The following is a 13,369-nucleotide window of genomic DNA, read 5'->3' on the forward strand; positions in this document are numbered from 1 at the left end:
TGACGCGGCTATGACTCGGGTGATCCACACCGGCGACACCCACATCGGGTATCGACAGTACCACTCGTCGGTCCGCCGGCGGGACTTCCTCGAGGCGTTCGAGGCCGTCGTCTCGGACGCGATCGAGTCGGACGTCGCGGCCGTGGTTCACGCGGGCGACCTCTTTCACGACCGGCGGCCGGACCTTCCGGACCTGCTCGGGACGCTGTCGGCCCTCCGCCGCCTCGACGACGCCGGGATCCCCTTCCTCGCGATCGTGGGCAACCACGAGTCGACCCGCCACGGACAGTGGATCGACCTCTTCGAGCGGCTCGGACTCGCCACCCGGCTCGACGACGCGCCGACCGTCGTCGGGGACGTCGCCTTCTACGGGCTCGACCACGTCCCGGCTTCGCGGCGGGACGACCTCGAGTACGCCTTCGATCCCCACCAGGCGGACCACGCGGCCCTGGTCGCCCACGGTCTGTTCGAGCCGTTCGCGCACGCCGACTGGGACACCGAGACCGTCCTCGCGGAGAGCGACGTGGACTTCGACGCGCTGCTGCTCGGAGACAACCACGAGCCGGGGCAAGCGACGGTCCGTGACACCTGGGTGACGTATCCTGGATCCACCGAGCGCGCGAGCGCGAGCGAGCGCGAGGGACGGGGATACAATCTGATCACCTTCGCCGACGACGTCGACATCCGGCGTCGCGCCCTCGAGACGCGTCCGTTCGTCTTCGTCGACGTGGAGCTCCGCGACGGCGAGGGAGCGCCCCGGGTCCGCGAGCAGCTCCGGCAGCACGATCTGACCGACGCGGTCGTGATCGTCGAGGTAACCGGCTCGGGCGAGCCGGTGACGCCAGCGGCGATCGAGGAGGCGGCGGTCGAGGACGGTGCCCTCATCGCCCGCGTCACCGACCGCCGGGAGATCGACGACGAGGCAGACGTCGACGTCAGCTTCGCGGACCCCGACGACGCCGTTCGCGAGCGCCTCGCGGACCTCGATCCCTCGCCGGCGGCGATGGACGTCGACGAGGCAGTCCGGTCGGAAACGATCGCGGACAGCGCCGTCCGGTCGACGGTCACGGACCGAATCGAGGAGCGGCTCGAGGACGGCGATCTGACGGCGGCGACGTCATCGGCGGCGCCGCCGGAGGGAACCGAGGCCGCCGCAGGAACGACCCCGGAACCAGCCACGGACGCGGCGGCTGACGGACCGAACGCCGCCGATGCGTCCGGAGATGGCCACGCTTCGGTGGAGACGGATGACCAGGACTCGATGGAGACGGACGACCAGGCCTCGATGGAGACGGACGACCAAGCCTCGATGGAGACGGACGACCAAGCCTCGATGGAGACGGACGACCAGGCCTCGATGGAGGAGTTCCGATGAGGTTCGACCGGATCCGGCTCCGGAACTTCAAACCGTACGGGGACGCGGATCTCTCCCTCTCGGAGGGCGTCACCGTCATTCACGGCGTCAACGGTAGCGGGAAGTCCTCGCTGCTCGAGGCGTGCTTCTTCGCCCTCTACGGCTCGCGCGCGCTCGAGGGGACGCTCGAGGACGTCGTCACGAACGGCGCGGAGGAGACGTCGGTCTCGCTCACGTTCACCCACGAGGGCACGACCTATCGGATCGACCGCGAGCTGCGCGTGTACGACGACCGCGTCGACCACCGCTGTACCCTCGAGACCGAGGCGGCGGACGGGCCGGCCCGCGACGGCGCGCGCGCGGTTCGGGAGTTCGTCACCGAACTGCTCCGGATGGACGCGGACGCCTTCGTCAACTGCGCGTACGTCCGACAGGGGGAGGTCAACAAGCTGATCAACGCGACCCCGAGCCAGCGGCAGGACACGATCGACGACCTGCTGCAGCTCGGCGTCCTCGAGGAGTACCGCGAGCGGGCCGGGGAGGCACGCCTCGGCGTCGAGGACGTGCGGACCGCGAAACGGGCCGTTCTCGAGGAGACCGAGTCGCGGATCGAGCGGTTCGAGGACCGGGACCTCCACGCGACGCTGTCGGAACTCGAGACCGAGCTCGAGGAGGTCACCGACGAGATCGATCACTACGAAACCCAGCGCGAGACCGCCGAGCGAACGCGCGAGGAGGCGGCCGCCGTCCTCGAGGAGTACGAGCAGAAACGCGAGACGCTGGCGGAAGTCGAGGACGACGTCGAGTCGCTCGCGGAGACGATCCGCGAGGCCGAAGCCGAGCGCGAGGACCACCGCGACTCGATCTCGGACGCCCGCGACCGGATCGCGGAACATCGTTCCTCGATCGACGACCTGCTCGCGGAGAGCGACCTCGAGACGGCCGACGCGGAGGCGATCGAACGGCGACGCTCCGAGCTCGACGAGCGCGAGGCGGACCTCAGGGAAGCCCGAACGGACGCGAAGACGGACGCGACCGGCTATCGGAATCAGGCGCGGAACCTGGCCGAGAAGGCGGACGACCTCGAGGACCGCGCCGCCGACGCCCGTGCGGAGGCGGACGACCTCGAGGACCGGGCGCAGGAGGCCGAGTCCGCGGTCGAGGACCACGAGGCGCGGATCGCGGAGATCGATGCCGAGATCGAGGAGCTGACGGACCGATTCGCCGACGCCGACGGCGTCGACCTCGACCGCGGCGAGGCGGCGGACCGGCTCGCGGAGCGTACTGCCGACCGCGCGGACTTGCGCGAGCGGATCGCCGAGCTGGAAACGGAGCTGAAGAACGCGCGCGACCGGGTTGCGGAGGCCGAGGAGCTGCTCGCGGCGGGCAAGTGTCCGGAGTGTGGCCAACCGGTCGCGGACTCCCCGCACGCGAACCGGATCGACGAGGACCGCGACCGCGTCGCGGAGCTCGAGGCCGAGCTCGAGGCGGCGCGGGACCGGCTCTCGGATCTCGAGGACGAGATCGAGACGCTCGAGGGCCTCGCGGACGCCGAGGATCGGATCGCCGAGCTGGAGGCCGAACGAGAGCGGCTCGTGGAGCGGATCGAAACGCGTCGCGAGGAGGCCGCGGACCGCCGCGAGGAGGCGGCGGCGAAGCGCGACCGGGCCGACGAGCTCCGCGAGGAGGCGGACTCGACCCGCGAGGTCGCCGCGGCGAAGCGCGAGGACGCTGCAGACGCCGACGACCGGGTCGAGACGCTCGAGGCCGAGCTCGAGGCGGTCACACGGCGGCGCGAGCGCCTCGCGACGATCGAATCCGAGCTGGAATCCATCGCCGACCTCGAGGACCGGATCGAGCGGCTCGAGGAGAAGCGCGACTCCCTCGCCGAGCTCGCCGACGAACGCCGCGATCGGCTCGCCGAGAAGCGCGAGCGCCGCGACGAGCTCCGGGAGGCGGTCGACGAGGACGCGATCGACGACGCCAGGTCCCGCAAACGGGAGGCCGAGGAATACCTCGAGAACGTCGCGGAGACGCTGCAGGATCTGTCCGACCGGCGCGACGAGCTCCAGACGCGGATCGGCGGCGTCACCGGCGACATCGAGACGCTGGAGTCGCTCCGTGCGGAACGGGACGAGCTGGCGGAGACCGTCGCGGCCCTCGATGCGGTCCACGAGGAGACGCGGGAACTGGAGTCGATGTACGGCGACCTTCGTGCGGAGCTGCGGCGGCGGAACGTCCGGACGCTCGAACGGATGCTCAACGAGACGTTCGACCTGGTTTACGGCAACGACGCGTACTCGCACATCGACCTCGACGGCGAGTACGAACTCACCGTCTACCAGAAGGACGGCGAGCCGCTGGAGCCCGAACAGCTCTCGGGCGGCGAGCGGGCGCTGTTCAACCTCTCGCTGCGCTGTGCGATCTACCGGCTCCTGGCCGAGGGGATCGAGGGGGCGACGCCGACGCCGCCGCTCATCCTCGACGAGCCGACGGTCTTCCTCGATTCGGGCCACGTCGCCAGACTGGTCGACCTCGTCGAGGAGATGCGGGGGTTCGGCGTCCGGCAGATCGTCATCGTGAGCCACGACGACGAGCTGATCGGCGCGGCCGACGAGCTCGTCACGGTCGAGAAGGACCCGCGCTCGAACCGGTCGACGGTCTCACGAACTGATGCCGCCGCGGCCGGAGCGCTCATCGCCGAGTCGAACGACGACTGACCCTCGCTTCGTATCACGCGAGAGTCGCGTTACCCGAGGGGATCGTCTCGGGCGTCCGTCATTCCGACTCGATCGAGCGAAGGTCCTCGACCGCTGCCTCGGTCACGTCGGTCGCGGCGTAGCCACGGCGCCCCGCAACCTCGGCCTCGGTGATCAGCCCCGCGGCGCGGAGCTCCGAGAGGAGGCCGTGGAGGTCCGACTCGCAGTACTCGGTTCCGTCGAGCAGCTCTCGGATCGACAGCGGACCGCGGTCGACCAGCGCGACGAGAAGCCCCAGGGATCGGTCGTCGTGGACCGCCGTGAGGACGCGGCGCACCGACGCCGGCGCGACCGCGGCCGCCGCGATTTCGAGCCCGGACTCGTCGCTGATCGGTTCCAGGTCGGCCGTCGGAACGTACCGCTCCTCGCCCGTTTCGGGGTCGCGAACGCGACTCGAGTCCGTCGACCGTTTCACGAGCAGATAACGGTTGCCGGACGCGTCACGGACCGGTTGCACGGGTCGACTCAGGGTCGCAACGTGAATTAGGGTTGCGACCCGTCCGGTGTCGGATCGGTCGATTTCGAGGCGTCCGACTCGTCCCCGTCCACGTCCGCCGCGTCACGCTCCCGGCGGTACTGCTGCCACGACCGGTAGTGCTGGAGCGTTCGGATGCCCGCGAGCACACCGAGTCCGGCGAGGCCGAGGCCGATCGACCACTGGCCCCGGAAGTACACGAGCATCGCGCCGAGACTGACACAGAAGAGCGCGACGTTGCTCAACAGAACGCAGATAATGAACGTTCGGTAGGTTCTGGGGTCGAGATCCGCGCCCAGTCCGAAATCGTCGGCATCCGGCTCCGGGAAGCGATCCTCGTAGTTCTCGACCGAGGGCTGTTCGGGCGCGAGCTCCTCCTCCGCGGGACTCGCCTCGTCGAATCCGAACTCGACGTCGTCATCGCCCTCCCTCGGAAGCACGCCTCACGGTCCGAGCGAGGCAAGGAAAGGCGTTCCGGTCGGAGCCACGGCTCACGCCGGTCGAGCGACCGCGGGAATGGGACAAACGGGCCGGATCAGTGAGCCGGATCAGTGGGCCGGATCGGTGGGACGGATCGGTGGGACGGATCGGGAGGTCGGATCGGCGGACAGACCGGACCGGCTACACCGGCTCAGGCGACGTCCCGGAGCCGGACCGTGTTGCTGGCCTCGACCCACGCGAGCGGGTTGTCCGGATCGAAAAGCACGACGTTGCCCCCGTCCTCATAGGCCTCGACGTCGGCCACGGCTGCTTGACCGTCCGAACGCTGCCTCTCGTCCGCGTTGGGGGTGGACGTCATAGAACGTGCTAAGATGTACCACAATATATGCCTTTCCGTCGGCGGGGTCGGCGTTTTGCGGACCCGGTTCGGCCGGTCTCGTCCGTTCTCCCGGCTGCCCCTCCTCCCGGCTCGTCCCGCTTCGGTTTCACCCGCTTCGGACTCATTCCGTCCCTCGTTCGCCGATGTGTACCTCCCGAATGGTCGACCTTTTTAGCCGGGTGCGACAAAGGCGGCGTATGACGCAGACGGGGCTCACCGAGTTCTCATCCGGCGGGGACGCCGCCACCGACGCGGGCGACGGCACCGACGACGGCCGGTCGGCGGAGGTCGTCCGCGAGGAGGCGCGCGTCGTGGCCGGCGGTGGCGGCGGCCACGTCAACGACGTGGTCGACGTCGACGACGCGAAGTTCCCCGACTCGACCGGAACCGTCGAGCTGGCGGTCACGCAGGTCGATTACGCCGTCGAGGGGCGCGGCAGCGACGAGTATCCCGTCGTCCACGTGTTCGGCCGGCGGCCGGCTCCCGACGGCGAGGACGTCCGCGAACACCTCCGCGTGCTCGGCGTCGAGCCCTACTTCTACGTGCCGACGGCGGATCTCGAGCGCGACCCGGTCGAGGAGTACGACGTCGTGATCGGCACCCGGGAGTCGGACGCCAACGACGTCGCCTACGAGAGCATCCGCGGCGAGCCGCTCACCCGGATCGTCACGCGGACGCCGCGTGACGTCGGAAACATCCGGGACGACTTCGAGACGACCTTCGAGGCCGACATCCTGTTTCCGAACCGCTTTCTGATCGACAACGGGATCGCCGGCGGGCTCCGGGTCGAGGAGCGGCGGCTCGAGGACGGCCGGATTCAGGTCGCCGAGGATCACCTCGAACCGGCCGCCGTCGAGGCCGATATTCGGGTGAGCACCTTCGACATCGAGGTCGACGACCGGCGGGGATTCCCCGAGGACGGCGAGGAGCCGATCGTCTGCCTGACCAGCCACGACTCCTACGACGACGAGTACGTCGTCTGGCTCTACGAGGCCCCCGACGGCGGAGCGGTACCCCCGGAAGACCTGCCGGCCTACGAGGGCATCGCGGCCGACGAGCTGAACGCCCGCGTCGAGTCCTTCGAAACCGAGGAGGCGATGTTGGAGTCGTTCATCGACTACCTCCGCGGGACCGACCCCGACGTCCTCTGCGGGTGGAACTTCGAGGACTTCGACGCCCCGTACCTCCTCGACCGGCTGGAACGGCTCGACTCCCGGACCGACCACGACCTCTCGATCGACCGACTGTCGCGGATCGGCGAGGTCTGGCGGTCCGGCTGGGGCGGTCCCGATATCAAGGGTCGAGTCGTCTTCGACCTGCTGTACGCTTATAAGCGCACGCAGTTTACCGAGCTCGAGTCCTACCGGCTCGACGCCGTCGGCGAGACGGAACTCGACGTCGGCAAGGAGCGGTACGCCGGCGACATCGGGGACCTCTGGGAGCAGGATCCGGAACGGCTGCTTGAGTACAACCTGCGCGACGTCGAGCTCTGCGTGGAGATCGACCGCAAGCAGAACCTGATCGACTTCTGGAACGAGGTGAAGAAGTTCGTCGGCTGCAAGCTCGAGGACGCGCCGACCCCCGGCGACGCGGTCGACGTCTACGTCCTGCACAAGGCCCACGGCAAGTTCGCGCTCCCGACGAAGGGCCAACAGGAGTCCGAGGAGTTCGAGGGCGGCGCCGTCTTCGACCCGATCTCCGGCGTGAAGGAGATGGTGACCGTCCTGGACCTGAAATCGCTCTACCCGATGTGTATGGTGACGATCAACGCGGGCCCGGAGACGAAGGTCGACCCCGACGAATACGACGGCGAGACGTACCTGGCGCCCAACGGGACCCACTTCCGCAAGCAGCCGGACGGCATTATGCGGGAGATGGTCGACGAGCTCCTCTCCGAGCGCGAGCGGAAGAAGGAGCTCCGCAACGACCACGATCCGGGCACCCAGCCGTACGAGCAGTACGACCGACAGCAGGCAGCTGTCAAGGTTATTATGAATTCTTTGTACGGCGTGACGGGGTGGGATCGGTTCCGACTCTACGACAAGGAAGGCGCAGCGGCCGTGACGGCGACGGGGCGGGAAGTGATCTCCTTCACGGAGGAGGCGGCGTCGGAACTTGAAATGGAAGTCACATATGGGGACACTGACAGCGTTATGTTGGAGCTCGGACGGGAGACCGGGGTCGAGTCCGCCATCGAGCAGTCGTTCGCGATCGAGGACCACATCAACGGCCGATACGACGACTTCGCGCGCGAGAAACTGAACGCGGAGAGGCACCGCTTCCAGATCGAGTTCGAGAAGCTCTATCGCCGCTTCTTCCAGGCCGGCCGCAAGAAGCGGTACGCGGGCCACATCGTCTGGAAGGAGGGCAAGGACGTCGACGACATCGACATCACCGGCTTCGAGTACAAGCGCTCGGACATCGCGCCGATCACGAAGGAGGTGCAGAAACGCGTCATCGAGACGATCGTCACCGGTGACGACATCGAGGACGACATGGCGGAGGTGAAGACGTACCTCTCGAACGTCATCGACGACTTCCTGTCGGGGGAGGTGGATCTCGAGGAGATCGGCATTCCGGGCGGGATCGGCAAGCGACTCGACGCCTACGAGACGGACACGGCGCAGGTTCGCGGGGCGAAGTACGCCAATCTCCTGCTCGACACGAACTTCGACCGGGGCTCGAAACCCAAGCGGCTCTACCTCGAGAAGGTTCATCCCGACTTCTGGCGGCGGATGGAGGACGAGCGGGGGCTCGATCCCCACACCGATCCGCTGTACGGCGAGTTCAAACGCGATCCGGACGTGATCTGCTATGAGTACGCCGACGAGATCCCCGAGGAGTTCTCGATCGACTGGGAGAAGATGCTCGAGAAGACGCTGAAGGGACCGATATCCCGTGTGATCGAGGCGCTCGGGATGAACTGGGACGAGATCAAGACCGGCCAGGAGCAGAGCGGCCTCGGTCAGTTCATGTGAGGCGAGACGCCGCTCCGGGCCCGTGACCCACACGGTTTTTCGTTTCGGAAAGAAAATTTTCTCTTGACACCCGTTTGCACGGGGGAATCCGTAACCATTAACCGCGGTAGCGACCAGTATTCACGTACGAGGAATCAATACAGCCATGGCAACTCTCGAGATCAACAACCTCCACGCCGAAGTGGCCGAAGAGGGCGGAGAACACATCCTCCGTGGCGTCGACCTGGAGGTCGCCTCCGGGGAGATCCACGCGCTGATGGGGCCGAACGGCTCCGGCAAGTCGACGACCGCGAAGGTCATCGCCGGGCATCCGGCCTACGAGGTCACGGACGGCGAAATCATCCTTCATCTCGACGAGGACGACGTCGACGACGTCGATGTCGAACTCGACGAGGAGGACTATCGGTGGGATCTCCTGGAGCTGGAGCCCAACGAGCGCGCCGCGCTCGGCATCTTCCTCGGGTTCCAGTATCCCGCGGAGATCGAGGGCGTCACGATGACGAACTTCCTCCGCCAGGCGCTCAACGCGAAACACGAGGAGCGCGAGGAGCTCTTCGAGGGCGAGGACGATGCTGCTGCCGACGCGGACGCCGAGGACGAGGACGCGGGCTACGAGACCTCCCCGATGGAGGGGCCCGCCGACGACGGCGAGATCGGCGTCGCGGAGTTCCAGGAGCTGCTCACGGAGAAGATGGACCTGCTCGACATGGACGAGAAGTTTATGCAGCGGTACCTCAACGCCGGGTTCTCCGGCGGCGAGAAGAAGCAGAACGAGGTCCTGCAGGCCGCCCTGCTGGAGCCGGCGATCGCGGTCCTCGACGAGATCGACTCGGGGCTCGACATCGACCGCCTCCAGGACGTCTCCGAGGGGATCAACGCGCTTCGCGACGAACAGGGCACCGGCATCCTCCAGATCACCCACTACCAGCGCATCCTCGACTACGTCGAGCCCGACCACGTGCACGTGATGCTCGACGGCAAGATCGCCAAAAGCGGCGGCGCCGAACTGGCGACCGAGCTCGAGGACGAGGGATACGACTGGGTCCGCGAGGAAGCCTACGAGGCCGCGTAACGTCTCGTGATTACGCATACACCTATCCGAAAGGAGACGTAACCAACACACAATGAGTTCAGAAGACCTGCAAGACACCGACACCGAGGCCCGCTTCGAGTTCAAGAAGGAACAGAAGTCGGCCTTCCAGGCGGAGAAGGGGCTCACCGAGGAGACCATCCGCCTCATCTCGGAGGACAAGGACGAACCGGAGTGGATGCTCCAGCGGCGCCTTCGCGCGCTCGAGCAGTTCCACGAGATGCCGATGCCGACCGACTGGCCCGGACAGCCGGACCTCTCGGAGGTCGACGTCGACGAGATCATTCCGTACATCCGGCCGGACGTGGACGTCCGCGCCGGCGTGGACGACTGGACGGAGCTGCCCGACGACATCAAGGACACCTTCGACAAGCTCGGCATCCCGGAGGCGGAGAAGAACGCCCTCTCGGGCGTCGGCGCCCAGTACGAGTCCGAGGTCGTCTACCAGAACATGCGCGACCGGTGGGAGGAGAAGGGCGTCATCTTCTGTAACATGGACGAGGCGGTCCAGGAACACGAGGAGATCGTCCGCGAGCACTTCATGACGAAGTGCGTCCCGCCGTCGGACAACAAGTTCGCCGCGCTACACGGGGCGATCTGGTCGGGCGGGTCGTTCGTCTACGTTCCCGAGGACACGACCGTCGATATGCCCGTTCAGGCGTACTTCCGGATGAACTCCGAGGGGATGGGCCAGTTCGAGCACACGCTCATCATCGCCGAGGAGAACTCCGAGGTCCACTACATCGAGGGCTGCTCGGCGCCGAAGTACTCGGCGTTCAACCTCCACTCGGGCGGCGTCGAGGTGTTCGTCGGCGAGGACGCCCACGTCCAGTACTCGACCGTGCAGAACTGGTCGAAGAACACCTACAACCTGAACACCAAACGCGCCATCGTCGAGGAGAACGGCCGGATGGAATGGATCTCCGGCTCGATGGGGTCGAAGGCGACGATGCTGTACCCGTCGACGATCCTGAAGGGTCGCGGCGCCTCCGACAACCACATCACGATCGCCTTCGCGGGCGAGGGCCAGGACATCGACACCGGCGCGAAGGTCTATCACAACGCGCCCGAGACCAAATCCACGATCGAGTCCAAGTCGATCTCCAAGGACGGCGGCCGGACGAACTACCGCGGGCTCGTCCACATCGCCGACGGTGCCGAGGGCTCCTCGACGGCCGTCGAGTGTGACGCGTTGATGTTCGACAACGAGTCCACCTCCGACACGATGCCGTACATGGAGATCAACGAATCGACCGTCGACGTCGCCCACGAGGCGACCGTCGGGAAGATCGGCGACGAGGACATCTTCTACCTCCAGTCGCGCGGTCTCGACGACGACGACGCCAAGCAGATGATCGTCTCGGGCTTCATCGAGCCGATCACGGAGGAGCTGCCCATCGAGTACGCCGTCGAGTTGAACCGGCTGGTGGAACTCGAGATGGAGGGTTCACTCGGATAACATGAGCACGCAGGTACTCGACAGCCTCTCGGAGGACACGGTCAGACGCATCGCCGAGGAACGTGACGAGCCCGACTGGCTCCTCGAAACGCGGCTGCAAGCGCTTGCGGCGCTCGAGTCGCTCGACCTGCCGGACGTCATCCAGACGCCCGGCCGCCGCTGGACGAACCTGGAGGCGCTCGATTTCGAATCGCTGGTGGACCCGCTCACCCAGTCCGACGTCACCGAGCGTGAGGGTGCCGAGGACGTCGTCGTCCTCCCCTTCACCGAGGCGTTCGCGGAGTACGGCGACGTCATCGAGGAGAACTTCGGGTCCGTCCTGGATCCCCAGGAGAACTACCTCACCGCGCTCTCGGTCGCGCTGTTCACGACCGGCACGTTCGTCTACGTCCCCGCCGGCGTCGACGCCGAGGACGTGACGATCCGCGCGGAGATGAACTCCCGGTCGCTGTTCAGCCAGACGCTCGTCGTCACCGAGGAGTCCTCGTCGGTCACGATCCTCGAGGGGATCGAGTCCGGCACGGACGCGACGGCGGACGCGAGTCCGGCCGACGCCGACCGGTACTTCTCGAACCTGGTCGAGGTCGTCGCCGGCGAGAACGCCTACGTCCAGTACGGCTCGCTGCAGAACCTGGCGGCGGACACCTACACGTACACGCTCAAGCGCGGCGCGACGGACACCTACTCGACGATCAACTGGATCGAGGGGAACCTCGGGTCCGCGCTCACCCGGTCGGACGTCGAGACGGAACTCGACGGCGACGGGTCGGAGACGCAGATCGTCGGCGCCTTCTTCGGGCACGGCGACCAGCATCTCGACCTCAACGCGCGCGTCTGGCACAACGCCGAGAACACGACCGCCGACCTCGTCACGCGCGGCGTGCTCGACGATGAGGCCCGGTCGGTCTACGAGGGCGTCCAGGACGTCGGCCGCGACGCCTGGAACACCTCCTCCTACCAGCGGGAGAACACGCTGATGCTCTCGGACGACGCCGAGGCGGACGCGTCCCCGAAGCTCATCATCCACAACCACGACACCGAGGCCTCCCACTCGGCGACCGTGGGACAGGTCGACGCCGAGGAGCTGTTCTATATGGAGAGCCGCTCCGTCGACCCCGAGACCGCGCGGAACATGCTCGTCGAGGGCTTCTTCGTGCCGGTCCTCGAGGAGATCCGCGTCGACGAGTTCCGCGATGACCTCGAGGAGCTCGTGCAGGCGCGGCTGCGGTAGTCGCCGTTCGGCCCCGGGAGTCGCGGTGCGATCCCGGTGAGCGCCGTCCGGCCGGAACGCTTCCGGACGCCGGAACGCCCCGGTTCGAGGGGAACTTCTTAAGTCGGTCACCGCCCGAGAGACGTGTATGCGACCGGTATCGCCGATCGGGGGTGTTCGATGAGCGTCGGAAGCCGGATCACCTCCGACGACCAACTCGCACGCCTCCTCCAGATCGGGATCGTTCTCGAGGAGGTCGTCGAAGCACGCGCGTACCACCACTACTCCAGCCTGGACGCGGATCTCGACGCGGAGGTCGAGGACCTGCTGGAACACGCCGCCGAGGAGTCGGCCGACCACCGTCGCCGGCTCGAGGACCTCATCGAGGACCTCGACGTCGAGAGCGTTCCCTTCGACGAGATCGAGGGTTTGGTCGAGGCCCGCTACGGGCGGACCCAGCCCGAGGACTTCGACGGCGTGCTCTACGACGCGCTTTGTAACGAGGAGACGGCCTACAAGTTCTACGACGACCTCATCGAGGCGATCGAGTCCTCGGACGTCGAGTTCTCGGTCGACCGCGAGGAGCTGATCGCGACGCTGTCGGCGATCCGCGAGGAGGAGGCCGAGGGCGTCGAGGAGGTCACGGCGATCATGGAGAAACGATGAGGGAGACGAGAGACCACACCGACGACCGACCGAGCGCAACCACCCAGGGGAGGCAGCCGTGAACACCGCCGACCAGTATCTGAAGACGATCTACCTGATCCAGAACCAGGAGGACGGACCGGCCTCGACGGGATCGATCGCGGACGCGCTCGACGTGAGCCCCGCCAGCGCGAACGAGATGATCGGCAAGCTCGAGGAGCGCGGCCTGGCCGACCACGAGAAGTACAAGGGCGTCAAGCTCTCCGAGGAGGGGATCGTCCGCGCCAGGGACGCGCTCCAGACCTACTGTATCATCGAGCGCTTCCTCGCGAACGTGCTCGGGGTCGAGGAGTTCCGCGCCGAGGCGCGCCAGCTCGAGGCCGTGATCGACGACACCGTCGCCGACCGGCTCGACACGATCATCGACCGGGAGCCCGAGTGCCCCGACTGCTTCGACGCCGAGGCCGACGCCTGCGCCTGTCTGGAGGCGGCCTTCGAGGGCGCGGACTGAGGCGACCGGCCGCGATCCGGATCGCCGGCGGCGGATGTGTACCGTCCGCCATCGCTCGAAACGAAATA

Annotated in this window: 11 protein-coding genes; 8 read left to right on the plus strand and 3 right to left on the minus strand. The window is 67.1% G+C overall.

What is annotated here, in order from left to right; translation table 11 throughout:
* Nucleotides 1-10: 10 nt before the first annotated feature.
* On the plus strand, nucleotides 11-1,375 hold the full coding sequence (mre11, locus tag BLV25_RS07980; RefSeq protein WP_039400280.1) for a DNA double-strand break repair protein Mre11: 1,365 nt from the start codon (nucleotides 11-13) through the stop codon (nucleotides 1,373-1,375).
* Nucleotides 1,372-4,074 carry a DNA double-strand break repair ATPase Rad50 gene (gene rad50, locus BLV25_RS07985; protein WP_092732039.1) on the plus strand — a complete coding sequence of 901 codons (2,703 nt, stop codon included), beginning with the start codon at nucleotides 1,372-1,374 and terminating at the stop codon, nucleotides 4,072-4,074. Before mre11 ends, rad50 begins: the two co-directional genes overlap by 4 nt.
* Before the next feature lie 58 nt (nucleotides 4,075-4,132).
* On the opposite strand, the gene BLV25_RS07990 is transcribed toward rad50, so the two are convergent.
* The 3 genes from BLV25_RS07990 to BLV25_RS17355 form a co-directional block, all read right to left on the minus strand.
* Nucleotides 4,133-4,570, minus strand: coding sequence for a DUF7346 family protein (locus BLV25_RS07990; protein ID WP_021074862.1), 438 nt, complete (start codon nucleotides 4,568-4,570; stop codon nucleotides 4,133-4,135).
* Nucleotides 4,571-4,596: 26 nt separating this feature from the next.
* Nucleotides 4,597-5,028 (minus strand): DUF7322 domain-containing protein, encoded by a 432-nt coding sequence (locus tag BLV25_RS07995; RefSeq protein ID WP_021074863.1) that lies wholly within the window; start codon nucleotides 5,026-5,028, stop codon nucleotides 4,597-4,599.
* A gap of 191 nt (nucleotides 5,029-5,219) precedes the next feature.
* Nucleotides 5,220-5,387: a DUF7331 family protein gene (locus BLV25_RS17355; RefSeq protein WP_021074864.1), complete on the minus strand. Its 168-nt coding sequence runs from the start codon at nucleotides 5,385-5,387 to the stop codon at nucleotides 5,220-5,222.
* 218 nt (nucleotides 5,388-5,605) lie between these two features.
* On the opposite strand from BLV25_RS17355, the gene BLV25_RS08000 reads away from it, so the two are divergent.
* From BLV25_RS08000 to BLV25_RS08025, 6 genes are all read left to right on the plus strand, one after another.
* Nucleotides 5,606-8,386 carry a DNA-directed DNA polymerase gene (locus tag BLV25_RS08000; protein ID WP_092732042.1) on the plus strand — a complete coding sequence of 927 codons (2,781 nt, stop codon included), beginning with the start codon at nucleotides 5,606-5,608 and terminating at the stop codon, nucleotides 8,384-8,386.
* Between the two features lie 145 nt (nucleotides 8,387-8,531).
* On the plus strand, nucleotides 8,532-9,458 hold the full coding sequence (locus BLV25_RS08005) for an ABC transporter ATP-binding protein (protein WP_021074866.1): 927 nt from the start codon (nucleotides 8,532-8,534) through the stop codon (nucleotides 9,456-9,458).
* Nucleotides 9,459-9,510: 52 nt separating this feature from the next.
* Nucleotides 9,511-10,935, plus strand: coding sequence for a Fe-S cluster assembly protein SufB (sufB, locus tag BLV25_RS08010; RefSeq protein ID WP_021074867.1), 1,425 nt, complete (start codon nucleotides 9,511-9,513; stop codon nucleotides 10,933-10,935).
* A gap of 1 nt (nucleotide 10,936) precedes the next feature.
* On the plus strand, nucleotides 10,937-12,166 hold the full coding sequence (sufD, locus tag BLV25_RS08015) for a Fe-S cluster assembly protein SufD (protein WP_021074868.1): 1,230 nt from the start codon (nucleotides 10,937-10,939) through the stop codon (nucleotides 12,164-12,166).
* Nucleotides 12,167-12,325: 159 nt separating this feature from the next.
* The gene (locus BLV25_RS08020) at nucleotides 12,326-12,811 is read left to right on the plus strand and encodes a ferritin family protein (RefSeq protein ID WP_092732481.1); all 486 of its coding nucleotides are present in this window, start codon (nucleotides 12,326-12,328) and stop codon (nucleotides 12,809-12,811) included.
* 58 nt (nucleotides 12,812-12,869) lie between these two features.
* Entirely contained in the window at nucleotides 12,870-13,301 is a 432-nt protein-coding gene (locus tag BLV25_RS08025; RefSeq protein WP_021074870.1) for a metal-dependent transcriptional regulator, read from the plus strand.
* Nucleotides 13,302-13,369 lie beyond the last annotated feature (68 nt).

Source organism: Halopenitus persicus (genome assembly GCF_900107205.1).
Classification (GTDB): Archaea; Halobacteriota; Halobacteria; order Halobacteriales; family Haloferacaceae; genus Halopenitus; species Halopenitus persicus.